The organism is Rhodococcus sp. 21391 (assembly GCF_016772255.1).
Lineage (GTDB): Bacteria > Actinomycetota > Actinomycetes > Mycobacteriales > Mycobacteriaceae > Rhodococcus_F > Rhodococcus_F opacus.
This window is the reverse complement of record NZ_CP063781.1, coordinates 1981361-1995794: the sequence shown is the minus strand read 5'-3', so window position 1 is coordinate 1995794 and position 14434 is coordinate 1981361. Positions and strand designations below refer to the sequence as shown.

Below are 14434 nucleotides of genomic sequence, written 5' to 3'. Positions count from 1 at the left end.
CGCCGATTGCGCACCGGACGGTCCACGATTGGCGATCGGCCTCCCTGGGTACTGGTGAATGGGCAGCCCGTCGGTTCGGCAACATCGTCGTACGCCGACGACTGCCCTGAACTCTCGTTAGTGTGAGACGGGAGAACTCGAGATTGGGAGGCCAGGAATGCTTGTCCGTCGTATCGCTCGCCCACTGCTGTCCGCAGTCTTCATCAGCGGAGGGATCGATGCACTTCGAAATCCGGCGCAGAGAGCACAGGCCGCCGCACCACTGATCGACAAGTCCACCGAAACGCTTCCCGAGTCCGTCACGCAGAAGATCCCGTCCGACCCGGAGACGTTGGTCAAGATCAACGCCGCCGTGCAGATCGGCGGCGGAGTACTTCTCGCCACCGGGAAGGCGCCGCGACTCGCATCGCTCGCACTGGCCGGCAGCCTGGTGCCCACTACCGTTGTGGGGCACGACTTCTGGAACGAGAACGACCCGGCGAAGAAGGCGGCGCAGCGCACTCAGTTCCTCAAGAACGTCAGCCTGCTCGGCGGACTGCTGATCGCCGCCGTCGACACCGAGGGCAAGCCGTCCCTCGGCTGGCGTGGCCGTCGCGCCGCCCGGCACGCACAGGAGGCCGTGGCCGCGGCTCTGCCGCTCGGATCGGGTCACGACCATCACGGTCCCGAGATCGGGGAGGCGTTGGCTGCGGCGTCGGAGCGCGCACGCATCCTGTCCGGTGAGGCCGCCGAGCGCGGGTCCGAAATCCTCGAGGTCGCGAAAGACCGTGGCGCCGAATTCGCGAAGGTAGCGGCGGATCGCGGCCCCGAGTGGGCGGACGTCGCGAAGGAACACGGCTCCGAATGGGCCGAGGTCGCGAAGGAACACAGCTCCGAATGGGCCGAGGTCGCCAAGGAGCGCGGCGCGGAACTCGTCGAACTGGCGAAGGAACGCGGAGCGGAACTCGTCGACGTCGCGAAGGAACGCGGCCCGGAGTGGGCCGAGGTCGCCCGCGAAAAGGGCGGCGAATGGGCCGGCACCGCCGCAGAACGCGGCGAGGTGCTGAGCAAGCGGGCCCGCAAGCAAGCGGAAGCCGCGCTCGAGAAGGCCCGAGCGAAGCGGGACGAACTGTCCCACTAACCCCGAGTCGCGGCGCCGACCTGCGCCGGATAATCGATCTGATCGGCCCCGGAAACCGCCTCTGACCTGCAATGTCAGCGGTCGGCCTCCGGGGCCGACTAGACTGTCCAGGCACTTTTGCAGCCGATCCGGTTGCAGCCGAACCAGTCAAGGAGACCTCTTGCCCGACGAGGACACGTCACGCGACGAGCGCGAGCTCGAGCAGCAGTACGTGACGATGCTCTACACCCGACTGGACGGCCTTCGCCAGTACGCGGCGAACCGGCTGAGCCGTGTACTGCTCGAAACCGGCGGGACCCCGCAGGCCCGGAGCGAGCGGGAGTCGTTCAACCAGCTCTACACCGAAGACCTCGCCAAGTACGACGCCGCCGAGAACGGGCTGTGCTTCGGGCGCATCGATCTCGACGGCGAGCACCGCTACATCGGCCGACTCGGAATCCTCGACGAGGAGAACGACTACGAGACGATGCTCCTCGATTGGCGTGCGCCCCTAGCCCGCCCGTTCTACCTCGCCACCCCCGCAGCCCCCGACGGCGTCTCCCGTCGACGGCACATCCGGACGCGAAGCCGCCGAGTGACGGCCGTCAACGACGAGTATCTGGATCTGGCGGCGGCGGAGGCCGCGGGCACGATCACCGGCTCGGACGGCGTCGCGGGTGAAAGTGCACTGCTCGCCGCGCTCAACGCCGCCCGCACCGGTCAGATGAACGACATCGTCGAGACCATCCAGGGTGAGCAGGACGCCATCATCCGGTCGGAGCACAAGAGTGTGCTGGTGGTCCAGGGAGGACCGGGAACCGGCAAGACCGCGGTCGCGCTGCACCGCGCCGCCTACCTGCTCTACACCTACCGGCAACAGCTCGCGAAAGCCGGCGTCCTCATCATCGGCCCCAACGCCACGTTCCTCGACTACATCGGCCAGGTGCTGCCCTCGCTCGGCGAGACCGGCGTGCTGCTCTCGACCATCGGCGACCTCTACCCCGGTGTCCGCGCCACCGTCGAGGACAGCCTCGACGCCGGCGAGATCAAGGGCTCGCTCGACATGCTGGACGTGCTCAAGAAGGCGGTCCGGGATCGGCAGGAAGTGCCGTCGCGTCCCGTCGAGCTGACCTTCGACACCTACCGGATCACCCTCGACCGCAAAGTCGTCACCCGCGCTCGTGGCCGGGCGAGGTCGTCGCGGCGCCCGCACAACCTGGCCCGGCCCATCTTCGTCTCGTCGGTCATCGAGGCGCTCGCCCAGCAACTCGCGGACACACTGGGCGCCAACGTCGTCGACGGCGGGAACCTGCTGAGCCGGGACGACATCGCCGACATGCGGGACGAGATGCGTGAAGACCCGGAGATCATGACGGCGATCAGCGCGCTGTGGCCGGAATTGTCGCCGCAGCAGGTCCTCGCCGAGCTGTATGCGTCGCCGAAACGACTGGCCGACGCCGCCCCAAATCTGACCGAAACGCAACGTGAGTCGTTGCGACGCCCCGTCATGCGCGGCTTCAGCGCCGCCGACGCGCCACTCCTGGACGAATTGGCGGAACTGCTCGGCGTCGACGACGCCGCCGAACGGGAACGCGCCCGCCGCCAGTGGCGAGCGCAGATCGCGGATGCCCAGGGCGCCCTGGACATCCTGACCGGTTCGGCGCCGCAGGATCTCGAAGATGAGCTGGACCCGGAAATTCTGATGGCGTACGACCTGATCGACGCCAGCCAGCTGGCCGAACGCCACGACGTGGGACAGCACCAGACCACCGCGGAGCGCGCAGCGGGCGACCGAACCTGGACCTACGGCCACGTCATCGTCGACGAGGCGCAGGAACTCTCGGAGATGGCCTGGCGAATGCTGATGCGGCGCATACCGAATCGTTGGATGACGCTCGTCGGCGACACGGCGCAGACCGGCGACCCGGCGGGAACGTCGTCGTGGCAACGGATCCTCGAGCCGTACGTGGCCGCACGGTGGAAGCTCACGGAACTGACCGTCAACTACCGCACTCCGGCGGAGATCATGACGTCGGCACGGCAAGTTCTCGCCGAGATCGACGCCGAGCAGACCGTGCCACGGTCAGTGCGCGAATCCGGTTTTCCACCATGGGCACTGCAGGTGTCCGAATCCGAGCTCGCGGACACGGTGCGCACCTGCGTGTCCCGGGAATCGGGACCGGGCACGACTGTCGTGATCGGGGGCCACGACCTCGTCGCCGCACTGGCCGATCTGAAGTCGGACACCGTCAGCGTCCTGACGGTGCGGGACGTCAAGGGGTTGGAGTTCGACTCGGTGCTCATCGCCGAGCCACAGGACATTCTCGACGAGTCGCCGCGGGGAATGAACGACCTCTACGTCGCCCTGACCCGCGCGACGCAACGACTCGGTGTGGTGCACACGAAGGCGTTGCCCGCGGTGCTGTCCGAACTCGGTCCGGCCGAGGTCGGGATCCTGTCGTGACACCGGGCGGTCGCGGTCGGCTGATCGGGTGTGGGCTCGCCCTCACCACGATCGTGCTGACCGCGTGCTCGGAGGCCACCGCCTCCGGCCCGCCGCCGACGGCCCCGCCTGCGTCCACTACGTCCGCATCACACCTGGACTCGCGTGGCCTGCGCTACAAGGAGGCGCTGATCGAGTCCGGCATACCGGCGCTGCCCGACGACACGGTGATGGCGCTGGCCAACGGGATCTGCAGTCAACGGTCCGAGGGCACCGACGAGGCCACGATCCTCGCGCATCTGACCCCGATGGCGCAGTTCGCCTCGGCGACATCGGATATCGGCCTCACCACCGAACAGGTGGCGCAGGTCTATCTCGATGCCGCCGAGGCGAACTACTGTTGATCCGTCTCCGGTCTCAGCGCACCGTGTGGACGATCAGGACGTCGGACGTCGACTTGCGGGCGGCATCCGACGGAACGGACCCGAGGAGACGCCCGGTGAGCGTGTTGAGTCCGCGGTTGCCGATCACCAGAAGACCGGCATCGACCTCGTCGACCAGGTTCAGCAGCGACTCGACCGGGGCACCGACGACAGCCCGCTCCACGACCTCCTTGGCGCCGGCCGCGTGGGCGCGCTCCTTCGCGGTGCGGAGGATGTCGTACGTCGGGGCGGAACCGGTGATCTGGTAGGCCTCGTCACCGAGCGCGTCGGCGGCCTGCCCGACGTCCTTCGGATCGGCCGGGTAGTACGCGCAGGCGATGATCAGTTTGGCACCGGCGTCCCCCGCGATGGCAGCAGCCTTCTCGACGGCCAGAAACGACGACTCGGAGCCATCGGTTCCGACGACAACGGTCCGGTAGGCGCTCATTCATTCCTCCATGTCTGCGGTGGTCAACTGGCCGGGGTCCGGACATACGTCATGCCTGGACCCAGCAGCCACTGCGCTGACCCTAGCCGTATCGGTGCCCGCATAGGTGCATTTGCAACACATGCCACAAGGGAGATCCCCAGTGCATGACGGATCACATTCCAGAGGCGCTTCGGCTGTGATCAGCGTCAGGGTGACGTGCCGACCTTGGGACCGAACACGCCGGCGGGGAACACCCCCGCCGCGACGATCGCGTCGCGCCACGGGGTTGCGAGTTCGACGAGCCGGGCTGCCCCGTCCTCCCCCAGCGCGGCCCACGGAGCCAGCGCGAGATCGTCGGTGAGATCCTCGACCAGTTCGCGCAGTTCCTTGCCGTCGGCGGTGAGTTCGCCCCGCGCATCCAGGATCTCCCGGTCACGGAGACTCTCGCATGCCGAGTCCCACTGGTCCTGGGTCCAGGCGCGGCGCGTGATCGCGAACTTCTTCTGGAATCCGATCCCGGTCGCGGTGTGCGTGATCAGCGATTCGAGTCCGCTCAGTCCCGCCGTCTGCAGGGCGGCGACGTGACCGTCGCCGCGGTACTCCCGCAGCAATGTGAGGGCATGCCAGAAGGCGAGGTGCGGTGCGTCCGGCCACGCCACCTCCGCGTACCCCGCATACAGTGGCCTGCCCTCGACACCCGGGATCCCGCGGGCCGCGATCGACGCGAGTTCGGCGGCCTCGGCCATCTCCGGTGAGTTCGTCACCGATTCGCCGAGAAGTCGCACATACGCCTCCCCGACCGCCCGGTACCGCGCGTCGACGACGGCCGCGGGCATGGCGAGACCCCAGGCACGCGGAATGACCGACTCGATCACGGCCGGACTGAAGTTGAAGAAGGTCGCAGTGACGACGCCCGCACCGACCGCGCCCATCGGCGCGGAGCGGCCCGCGAAGTAGCCCATCCGACCCGGCTCGAGGCCTGCCTCGACCAGGCGATCCTCGACCTCGGGAACGAAATAGCTGAGGGAATGAAGCAGCTCCAAGGACCGGGCGGTACGACCTGCGTTGTGTGCATCCATGCTTCAGACCGTACTGCCTCGGCGCGCCCGCTATTTCAGGCCCGCGGCGTCCATCCCGCGCAGTTCCTTCTTCAGGTCGGCGATCTCGTCGCGTAGGCGTCCGGCGAGCTCGAACTGCAGGTCACGGGCGGCGTTCATCATCTGATTGGTCAACTCCTTGACCAGATCTGCCAACTCCGCCCTCGGCATCGACTTCGTGTCGCGGCCCTCGTACACCCCGGCGCTGACCGAGCGCCCGGCCTCGCCCTGGGCGCGGCGCCCGCGGGTGGCGTTGCGGCCGGAACCGCCGACGTCGACTCCGCTGGCCGTGTCCTCGGCTTCCTCGTAGACCTGGTCGAGGATGTCAGCGATCTTCTTCCGCAGCGGCTGCGGATCGACGCCCATCTTCTCGTTGTAGGCGATCTGCTTCTCCCGACGCCGCTCGGTCTCCTCGATCGCGTGCTGCATCGAGTCGGTGATCTTGTCGGCGTACATGTGGACCTGGCCGGAGACGTTACGAGCCGCGCGGCCGATCGTCTGGATGAGACTGGTCGAGCTTCGGAGGAAGCCCTCCTTGTCGGCGTCGAGGATCGCCACCAGCGAGACCTCGGGAAGGTCGAGACCCTCACGCAGCAGGTTGATACCGACCAGCACGTCGTACTCCCCCAACCGGAGTTGCCGGAGCAACTCGACCCGTCGCAGGGTGTCGATGTCCGAGTGGAGATACCGGACCCGGATACCGAGCTCGAGGAGATAGTCGGTGAGATCTTCCGCCATCTTTTTCGTCAGCGTGGTGACGAGGACGCGCTCGTCCCGGTCGGCACGTTCGCGGATCTCGTGCACGAGGTCGTCGATCTGCCCCTTGGTCGGTTTGACGACCACCTGGGGGTCGACGAGACCGGTGGGGCGGATGACCTGCTCGACGAACTCGCCGCCTGCCTGTCCCAGCTCGTACTTGCCGGGTGTGGCCGACAGGTACACCGTCTGCCCGATGCGCTGGGTGAACTCCTCCCAGGTCAGCGGACGGTTGTCGGTGGCGGACGGCAACCGGAACCCGAACTCGACGAGATTCCGTTTGCGCGACATGTCGCCCTCGTACATCGCGCCGATCTGCGGGACCGTCACGTGGGACTCGTCGATGACGAGGAGGAAGTCCTCCGGGAAGTAGTCGATCAGCGTGGCGGGCGCCGTACCCGGTCCGCGACCGTCGATGTGACGCGAGTAGTTCTCGATGCCGGAGCAGAACCCGACCTGCTTGATCATCTCGAGGTCGTACTGGGTGCGCATCCGCAGCCGCTGCGCCTCGAGCAGCTTGCCCTTGCCCTCGAGGTCGGCGAGCCGTTCCTCGAGTTCGGCCTCGATGTCCTTGACGGCACGTTCCATCCGCTCGGGACCCGCGACGTAGTGCGTTGCCGGGAAGATGCGCACCGAGTCGACCTTCCGCACCACGTCCCCGGTGAGGGGGTGCAGGTAGTACAGCGCCTCGATCTCGTCGCCGAAGAACTCGATCCGGACCGCCAACTCCTCGTACGAGGGAATGATCTCGACGGTGTCGCCGCGCACCCGGAAGGATCCGCGGGTGAACGCCAGATCGTTGCGGGTGTACTGCACGTCGACCAGCAGTCGCAGCAGAGCGTCGCGCGGGACCTCCACCCCGACCTCGAGCTGCACCGAGCGGTCGAGGTACGACTGCGGGGTGCCGAGACCGTAGATGCACGACACGGACGCCACCACCACCACGTCGCGCCGCGACAGCAGGCTCGACGTCGCCGAGTGGCGCAGTCGCTCGACGTCGTCGTTGATCGACGAGTCCTTCTCGATGTAGGTGTCGGTCTGCGCGATGTACGCCTCGGGCTGGTAGTAGTCGTAGTACGAGACGAAGTACTCGACAGAGTTGTTGGGCAGCATGTCGCGCAGCTCGTTGGCCAACTGCGCGGCGAGCGTCTTGTTGGGCGCCATCACCAGGGTGGGCCGCTGCACCTTCTCGATCAGCCACGCCGTGGTGGCGGACTTACCGGTACCGGTGGCGCCGAGCAGGACCACGTCCTTCTCGCCGGCGTTGATGCGGCGTTCCAGATCGGCGATCGCGGTGGGCTGATCGCCGGCCGGCTTGTGGTCGCTGACGACCTCGAACCGCGCTTCCGACCGCTCGATCTCCCCGATGGGACGGAACTCGGAATGTGCCACCACGGGGTGCTCGGATGCAAACGCCATGCAACCAGGGTAGGCGCAGGTACCGACAAATTCCCCGACGATCTCCGTCAGCTGAAAAACCCGGTAGGTTCCCCACCATGGCAGGCGCGAGTCACGACATCCACCCACCGAAGGTCGAATACTTCGACCTACGAGATCACACCAACACCGACCCCAAGGGGTTCGTCCGCCACGTCGATCATTACCGCGTCGAAGCGTGGGGGCTGTACATGGCGCGCACCTCCGACCACCCGCAATTCCACTACCTGGAGTCGTGGCTGCTCCCCGACCTCGGCCTGCGGGCGTCGATCTTCCACTACCACCCCTACCACCAGCGCGATCAGGACCACTACGTCGACATCGGCACCTTCACCCGGGGTGACGACGTGTGGAAGTCCGAGGACCACTACCTGGATTTGGTCGTGCGCACCGGCCGCGACACCGAACTCCTCGACGTCGACGAGCTGATCGAGGCGCACAGCACCGGCCTGCTCGACACCGCGACGGTCGAGCAGGCGATCCTCACCGCCACCACGGCGATCGACGGCATCGCCGCGCACGGCCACGACCTCGGCCGCTGGCTGGCCTCGATCGGAATGCCGATCGACTGGCGGTGACCTACGCGGTCCAGCCGGTCCGCTCGGCCCATTCCCACGCCCGGTGATAGGCGCGGTCGAACCACGGGGTCTTCGCGTCCACATAGGCGGTGATCGCGTCCCGGTAGTCCGTGTGACCGGCCGCCTTCTCCGCCGCACCTTCCTTGACCGCGAGGTACTCGGTCCGGGCCTCGGTGTCGGCGCGGAGCCAGTCGCGGAAGACGAGCGCGAACTGCTGTCCGGGCCACCCGTCGACGCGAATGTGGATGTTGACGGGCCGTCCCGGATCGGCACCGCCGTGGATTCGCTTGCCCCACAGCGCCGGGTCGGTCTCTCCGCCCTGGTACGAGGGCTTCGGGTCGTCGGCGGTGATGTGCTCGATGCGGGGGAACCCGGCGTCGGCGAGTGATTCGGCGAGGTCGTCCGCGGTCTCGAGGTTCGCGACGGTCACCTGGACGTCGATGACGTCCTTGGCGGGCAATCCCTCGACGGCCGTCGACCCGATGTGGTCGACCCGGACGGCGCGGTCGCCACACACCAGTTTCACGCGAGCGATCAGCCGGTCGGCCTGCGCCGGCCACTGCGAATTCGGCGGAGCGAGTTCGGGCAGGACACGGACGACGGTCCGCGTGCGGATGTTGGACTCGAAGGGCACGAGACGCTCCGACCACAGTGCCCGGATCTCCGGCTCGAGCGCGCCCGGGGCACCGCTGTTGTCGAGCCAGACGTCCGCCGCCGCCCGCCGCTGAATGTCGTCCGCCTGAGCTGCGATCCGCGCCCGCGCATCGTTCTCGGGCATCCCCCGCGATCCGACGAGCCGCCGCACCCGCTCCTCGGCATCGACGAATACGACGACGACCAGGTGGAACGCGGCGCCCATTCCGCCCTCGACCAGCAGTGGAATGTCCTGAACGAGGATCGCGTCTTTTGGCGCCGATTCGATCGTCTCGGTGGTGCGCGCCCCGACGAGCGGGTGGACGATCGCATTCAGCGCCAGCCGTGATTCGTCGTCGGCGAAGGCACGCGCTGCCAGGGCGGGCCGATCGAGTGCGCCGTCCTCCGTCAGGATCTGCTCACCGAACCGGTCGACGAGGGCAGCGAGTCCGGGTGTTCCGGGTTCGACGACCTCCCTCGCAATCAGATCGGCGTCGACGATGACGGCCCCGAGTTCGGCGAGGACCTTCGACACGGTGGACTTACCGGCTCCTATGCCTCCAGTGAGGCCGATTCTCAACACGCCTCCCAGTGTTGCACCCGCCGCGGACCGAGTACGCACGTCCCTCGCCGATCTCCACCCGCTTCCCTCTCTGCAGACTCACCTGCCCCAAATACCACAGATCTCCGACAGGGTCGGTTATGTTCGACCGAACGCACCCGACCTGCACCTTCTCGAAGAAGAGGAACGCCATGCGCGATCACCGCAACCAGTTCGGTCGGCACCGCCTCGGCATCGCGGGCGGGGTGCATTGCATCGAGATCCCCGAGGTGGCATCCGCACTCGCCGAGCATCGCCGGACCTGGCTCACCGCACTCATCGGCCAGGGCAGGCACAGTTTCGCAACGATGCGCAAGCGTGCCGAGGTGCAGTCGTCGTCCGGCTACTGGATTCCCGCCACCGCGAACTGAGCACCCTCCTCACCCGACACACCACTGTGGCCCAACCTCCGGAGAGGTTGGGCCACAGTCATGTTCGGATGTCCGGCAACGACGAGACCCCGCCCCTGCATTGCAGGAGCGGGGTCTTCGGCTTTGCCTGACGCGTCAGGCGGACTTGCTAGGCGTTGCCCGACAGCTTCTCGCGCAGAGCGGCGAGCTGTGCGTCGCTGGCCAGCGATCCGCCGGCAGACTCGGACGACGAGGTGCTGGCGGCCGAAGCGGCGTCGGCGTCGCCGGCACCCGACTCGGAGGAGTAGCCGGCAGCAGCGGTGGCAGCCTCGGCGGCCTCGTCTGCAGCGGTCTTCTCCATCTGAGCGGTGTGCATCTTGTGGCGACGCTCAGCCTCGGCGTAGCGGTTCTCCCACTCTTCACGCTGCTTGTCGAAGCCCTCGAGCCATTCGTTGGTCTCGGGATCGAAGCCCTCGGGGAAGATGTAGTTGCCCTGCTCGTCGTAGCTGTCCGCCATGCCGTACTTGGACGGATCGAACTCGGCGTTGTAGTCCTCGTTGGCCTGCTTCAGCGACAGCGAGATGCGACGACGCTCGAGGTCGATGTCGATGACCTTGACGAGTGCATCGTCGTTGACGCCGACAACCTGGTCCGGGACCTCCACGTGGCGCTCGGCCAGCTCGGAGATGTGGACGAGGCCTTCGATTCCCTCTTCGACGCGCACGAAGGCACCGAACGGAACCAGCTTCGTGACCTTGCCGGGCACGATCTGGCCGATGGCGTGCGTGCGGGCGAACTGACGCCACGGGTCTTCCTGCGTCGCCTTGAGCGACAGGGAGACGCGCTCGCGGTCCAGGTCGACGTCGAGAACCTCGACGGTGACCTCGGTGCCGACCTCGACAACCTCGGACGGGTGGTCGATGTGCTTCCAGGACAGCTCGGAAACGTGCACCAGGCCGTCGACGCCGCCCAGGTCCACGAAGGCACCGAAGTTGACGATGGAGGACACGACGCCCTTGCGGACCTGGCCCTTCTGCAGCTGGTGCAGGAACTCGCTGCGAACCTCGGACTGCGTCTGCTCGAGCCATGCACGGCGCGAGAGGACGACGTTGTTGCGGTTCTTGTCGAGCTCGATGATCTTGGCCTCGATCTCCTTGCCGACGTACGGCTGCAGATCGCGGACACGGCGCATCTCGACGAGCGAAGCGGGGAGGAAGCCACGCAGGCCGATGTCGAGGATCAGGCCGCCCTTGACGACCTCGATGACGGTGCCCTTGACGGCCTCGTCCTTCTCCTTGAGCTCCTCGATGGTGCCCCAGGCACGCTCGTACTGAGCGCGCTTCTTCGACAGGATCAGTCGGCCTTCCTTGTCCTCCTTGGTGAGGACGAGAGCTTCGACCTCATCGCCCACGGAGACGACCTCGTTGGGGTCGACGTCGTGCTTGATGGAGAGCTCACGGGAAGGGATGACGCCTTCGGTCTTGTAACCGATGTCGAGCAGGACCTCGTCACGATCGACCTTGACGATGGTGCCTTCGACGATGTCGCCATCGTTGAAGTACTTGATCGTTGCGTCGATGGCGGCGAGGAAGTCCTCGGCGGAGCCGATGTCGTTGACGGCTACCTGCGGCGAGGTCACGGTGGTGGAGGGCATGTGTTGAGTTGCTCCGGACGGGTTGTGGTCGGTTGATGGTGTTCTGTCGGACAAGCAACCTGAACCGACGAAACATTCGCCGAATCAGATCACCGCAAGCGCAGTGAACGACACCCGACTGGAACCGAACAAACTCGAACTGAACCGAATCCGATGCCGCACACAGAGACACTCGCGTGCAATAGGCTACGCGCCCGTGGGCAAGCTGGGCAAACCCGGGCACGTTCCCACGCTCTACTCTGTTGCCCATGCCCGATCCTCGCCCGTCCGATTCTCCCCTCTCGCCCGAAGACGACCGTCACGGCACCGCCAACAGCGTCCTCGGAACGTCCGGGGTGAGCCGCGTCCGCGTCGATTCCGAGTCCAGCGAACGCGCGAGCCGTGCCTGGTGGGACGCCGATGCGGACGACTACCACCGCACCCACGGCGAGTTCCTCGGCGTGGACTCGTCAGAGGGTGAGTTCGTCTGGTGTCCGGAGGGACTCCACGAGGGCGACTACCACCTTCTCGGTGACGTGATGGGCAAGGATGTCCTCGAGGTGGGCTGCGGTTCCGCTCCCTGCGCGCGGTGGCTCGCCGGCCGGGGCGCCCGGGCGGTCGGGCTCGACCTGTCCATGTCGATGCTGACCCGCGGGGTCGAGGCCATGCGGGCGGGTGGCGCGACCGTGCCGCTCGTTCATGCGGGAGCCGAGCACCTCCCCTTCGCCGACGCGAGCTTCGACATCGCGTGTTCGGCTTTTGGAGCAGTTCCGTTCGTGGCGGACTCACAGCAGGTGATGAGCGAGGTGGCCCGGGTTCTTCGCCCGGGTGGGCTGTGGGTCTTCGCCGTCAACCATCCGATCCGCTGGATCTTCCCGGACGATCCGGGCCCCCGTGGACTCACTGCGTCGCTTCCCTACTTCGACCGCACGCCCTACGTGGAGGTCGACGGCGACGGCGTCCCCACCTACGTCGAGCACCACCGGACCATCGGCGACCGGGTGCGCGAGATCGTGGCGGCCGGACTGGAGGTGCGCGACATCATCGAGCCGGAGTGGCCCGAGTGGCTCGACCGGGAATGGGGGCAGTGGAGCCCGCTGCGGGGACAAATCTTCCCCGGCACCGCCATCTTCAGCTGCCGCAAACCCGTGAGTACTTCTTAACCGCGGGCGGTTAACAAGTACTCAAGGGCCGGAGGCCACTACAGCAGCTTCGACAAGAACAACTTGGTGCGGTCGTGTTGCGGATTGGCGAGCAGCTCGCGGGGGTTCCCCGATTCGACGACGACGCCGGCGTCCATGAACACGAGCTGGTCGGCCACCTCGCGTGCGAAGCCCATCTCGTGCGTGACGACGACCATCGTCATGCCGCCGGCCGCGAGATCCTTCATGACGGTCAGCACCTCCCCGACCAGCTCCGGGTCGAGGGCGGACGTCGGCTCGTCGAACAGCATCAGTTTGGGGTCCATCGCCAGCGCGCGGGCGATCGCGACGCGCTGCTGCTGACCACCCGACAGTTGCGCCGGGTACGCGTCCGCCTTCTCGCTCAGGCCCACCTGCTCGAGGAGATCGCGTCCTTGCTCGAGCGCCTGCTTCTTGCTCAGCTTCTTCACCTGGATGGGCGCCTCGATGATGTTCTCGAGAGCAGTCCGGTGCGGGAAGAGGTTGAAGTGCTGGAAGACCATCCCGATGTCGCGGCGCTGCTTCGCGGCCGCCCTGGGATGGAGTTCGTAGAGCTTGCCGCCCCGCTCGGAGTACCCGACGATCTCGCCGTCGACGTACAGCCGCCCGGCGTTGACCTGTTCGAGGTGGTTGATGCACCGCAGGAAGGTCGACTTCCCCGAGCCCGACGGCCCGACCAGGCACAGGACCTGGCCGGGGTCGATCTCCAGCGATACACCCTTGAGTACCTTCAGCGCCCCGAAGTTCTTGCAGACCCGGTCCGCCTTGACCATCGGCGTCATCGTCGTTCCCCTCCGGGTGTGTCGGGCAAGGTCTCGGGGCCGGGTTCGATCACCAGCGGCTTGCCCTGCGCGTCCGCGAGCGCCTGCAGTTGCCGCGGGGTGAGCTTGCGGGACGCACCCTTCGAGTAGTAACGCTCCAGGTAGAACTGGCCGATCATGAGCAGGCTGGTGATGGCGAGGTACCAGGTGGCGGCCACCATCAGCAGCGGGATGGGCTGGAAGTTCGCGCCCGAGATGTCTCTGGCACGTCCGTACAACTCCAGGCTGTACGGCACCGCGGTGACCAGCGATGTCGTCTTCAGCATGCTGATCAGCTCGTTGCCCGTGGGCGGGATGATCACCCGCATGGCCTGGGGCAAGACCGTGCGGCGCATGGTTTGCGACCAGGTCATGCCGAGCGCCACCGACGCCTCGGTCTGCCCCTCGGCCACCGAGTTCACGCCGGCCCGGACGATCTCGGCCATGTACGCGGCCTCGTTGAGTCCCAGCCCGATCACCGCGAACAGGAACGCCGCGTTGATTCCCTGCAGGTCGATGTGCACGAACTGGTGGACGAACGGGATGCCCAGATCCAGCTGCTTGTAGATGGACGGGAACAGTCCCCAGAACACCAACTGCACATAGACCGGGGTCCCGCGGAAGATCCACAGATACCCCCACGACGCCGCCTTCAGCACCGGGTTCGGCGACAGCCGCATGACGGCGAGGACGACACCCAGGATGATGGCGATCGCCATCGACAGGATCGTCAGCTGGATGGTGTTCCACGCCGCGGCCGAGATCCGTGCATCGAACAGATAGCGGGCGTAGACGTCCCAGCGGTACGCCTCGTTGGTGCGCGCACCGTTGACGAACAACGCCAGCAGCAGGCCGACGACGATCGCGGCGATCCAGCGGCCGGGCCGCCGCAGCGGGATCGCCTTGATCGGTTCCGGTTCCTGCCCCGTCTCGGTGCCGGACCGGTCCGGGGCCTTCTCCACGTCAGACACTCG

General features: G+C 66.8%; 13 protein-coding genes. 6 read left to right on the top strand and 7 right to left on the bottom strand.

The features are described 5' to 3' along the window. Positions 1-157 precede the first annotated feature (157 nt). The 3 genes from GO592_RS09470 to GO592_RS09460 all read left to right on the top strand — a co-directional run bounded on the left by GO592_RS09470 (position 158) and on the right by GO592_RS09460 (position 3946). Positions 158-1120 carry a DoxX family protein gene (locus GO592_RS09470; RefSeq protein WP_007295797.1) on the top strand — a complete coding sequence of 321 codons (963 nt, stop codon included), beginning with the start codon at positions 158-160 and terminating at the stop codon, positions 1118-1120. Positions 1121-1280: 160 nt separating this feature from the next. Then, positions 1281-3563, top strand: a complete 2283-nt coding sequence (locus GO592_RS09465; RefSeq protein ID WP_007295798.1) for a HelD family protein — start codon at positions 1281-1283, stop codon at positions 3561-3563. Beyond that, positions 3560-3946 (top strand): DUF732 domain-containing protein, encoded by a 387-nt coding sequence (locus GO592_RS09460; protein WP_007295799.1) that lies wholly within the window; start codon positions 3560-3562, stop codon positions 3944-3946. The genes GO592_RS09465 and GO592_RS09460 overlap by 4 nt, the downstream gene beginning before the upstream one ends. A 13-nt stretch (positions 3947-3959) precedes the next feature. Here GO592_RS09460 and GO592_RS09455 read toward each other — a convergent pair whose 3' ends face one another. The 3 genes from GO592_RS09455 to uvrB all read right to left on the bottom strand — a co-directional run bounded on the left by GO592_RS09455 (position 3960) and on the right by uvrB (position 7666). After that, positions 3960-4412 (bottom strand): universal stress protein, encoded by a 453-nt coding sequence (locus GO592_RS09455; protein ID WP_007295800.1) that lies wholly within the window; start codon positions 4410-4412, stop codon positions 3960-3962. A 188-nt stretch (positions 4413-4600) separates the two neighbouring features. After that, a complete protein-coding gene (locus GO592_RS09450) occupies positions 4601-5473 on the bottom strand; it encodes an SCO6745 family protein (RefSeq protein WP_007295801.1) in 873 nt (290 codons plus the stop codon). A gap of 30 nt (positions 5474-5503) precedes the next feature. Further along, entirely contained in the window at positions 5504-7666 is a 2163-nt protein-coding gene (uvrB, locus tag GO592_RS09445) for an excinuclease ABC subunit UvrB (RefSeq protein ID WP_007295802.1), read from the bottom strand. Between the two features lie 77 nt (positions 7667-7743). Here uvrB and GO592_RS09440 point away from each other — a divergent pair, with 77 nt between their 5' ends. After that, positions 7744-8262 carry a DUF402 domain-containing protein gene (locus GO592_RS09440; RefSeq protein ID WP_007295803.1) on the top strand — a complete coding sequence of 173 codons (519 nt, stop codon included), beginning with the start codon at positions 7744-7746 and terminating at the stop codon, positions 8260-8262. Position 8263: 1 nt separating this feature from the next. On the opposite strand, the gene coaE is transcribed toward GO592_RS09440, so the two are convergent. Beyond that, positions 8264-9478, bottom strand: coding sequence for a dephospho-CoA kinase (gene coaE, locus GO592_RS09435; RefSeq protein WP_039950446.1), 1215 nt, complete (start codon positions 9476-9478; stop codon positions 8264-8266). A gap of 170 nt (positions 9479-9648) precedes the next feature. On the opposite strand from coaE, the gene GO592_RS09430 reads away from it, so the two are divergent. After that, complete coding sequence (locus GO592_RS09430) at positions 9649-9867, top strand: hypothetical protein (protein ID WP_005260399.1); 219 nt, start codon at positions 9649-9651, stop codon at positions 9865-9867. Between the two features lie 148 nt (positions 9868-10015). Here the strand turns inward: GO592_RS09430 and rpsA are convergent, their stop codons facing one another. Beyond that, on the bottom strand, positions 10016-11500 hold the full coding sequence (gene rpsA, locus GO592_RS09425) for a 30S ribosomal protein S1 (RefSeq protein WP_005260398.1): 1485 nt from the start codon (positions 11498-11500) through the stop codon (positions 10016-10018). 248 nt (positions 11501-11748) lie between these two features. Between rpsA and GO592_RS09420 the strand changes: the two genes are divergently transcribed. Further along, complete coding sequence (locus GO592_RS09420; protein WP_007295806.1) at positions 11749-12642, top strand: class I SAM-dependent methyltransferase; 894 nt, start codon at positions 11749-11751, stop codon at positions 12640-12642. A gap of 38 nt (positions 12643-12680) precedes the next feature. Here GO592_RS09420 and GO592_RS09415 read toward each other — a convergent pair whose 3' ends face one another. Both GO592_RS09415 and GO592_RS09410 read right to left on the bottom strand, forming a co-directional pair. Continuing rightward, positions 12681-13442, bottom strand: a complete 762-nt coding sequence (locus GO592_RS09415; RefSeq protein WP_007295807.1) for an amino acid ABC transporter ATP-binding protein — start codon at positions 13440-13442, stop codon at positions 12681-12683. Next, positions 13439-14422, bottom strand: coding sequence for an amino acid ABC transporter permease (locus GO592_RS09410; protein WP_005571114.1), 984 nt, complete (start codon positions 14420-14422; stop codon positions 13439-13441). Before GO592_RS09410 ends, GO592_RS09415 begins: the two co-directional genes overlap by 4 nt. Between the last annotated feature and the right edge of the window lie 12 nt (positions 14423-14434).

What these genes read in the sequence shown, in the direction of transcription:
- GO592_RS09470 (WP_007295797.1), top strand. Translation starts at nt 158, where the DNA reads ATGCTTGTCCGTCGTATCGCTCGCCCACTGCTGTCCGCAGTCTTCATC.
- GO592_RS09455 (WP_007295800.1), bottom strand. Translation starts at nt 4,412, where the DNA reads ATGAGCGCCTACCGGACCGTTGTCGTCGGAACCGATGGCTCCGAGTCG.
- GO592_RS09450 (WP_007295801.1), bottom strand. Translation starts at nt 5,473, where the DNA reads ATGGATGCACACAACGCAGGTCGTACCGCCCGGTCCTTGGAGCTGCTT.
- uvrB (WP_007295802.1), bottom strand. Translation starts at nt 7,666, where the DNA reads ATGGCGTTTGCATCCGAGCACCCCGTGGTGGCACATTCCGAGTTCCGT.
- GO592_RS09440 (WP_007295803.1), top strand. Translation starts at nt 7,744, where the DNA reads ATGGCAGGCGCGAGTCACGACATCCACCCACCGAAGGTCGAATACTTC.
- GO592_RS09430 (WP_005260399.1), top strand. Translation starts at nt 9,649, where the DNA reads ATGCGCGATCACCGCAACCAGTTCGGTCGGCACCGCCTCGGCATCGCG.
- rpsA (WP_005260398.1), bottom strand. Translation starts at nt 11,500, where the DNA reads ATGCCCTCCACCACCGTGACCTCGCCGCAGGTAGCCGTCAACGACATC.
- GO592_RS09420 (WP_007295806.1), top strand. Translation starts at nt 11,749, where the DNA reads ATGCCCGATCCTCGCCCGTCCGATTCTCCCCTCTCGCCCGAAGACGAC.
- GO592_RS09415 (WP_007295807.1), bottom strand. Translation starts at nt 13,442, where the DNA reads ATGACGCCGATGGTCAAGGCGGACCGGGTCTGCAAGAACTTCGGGGCG.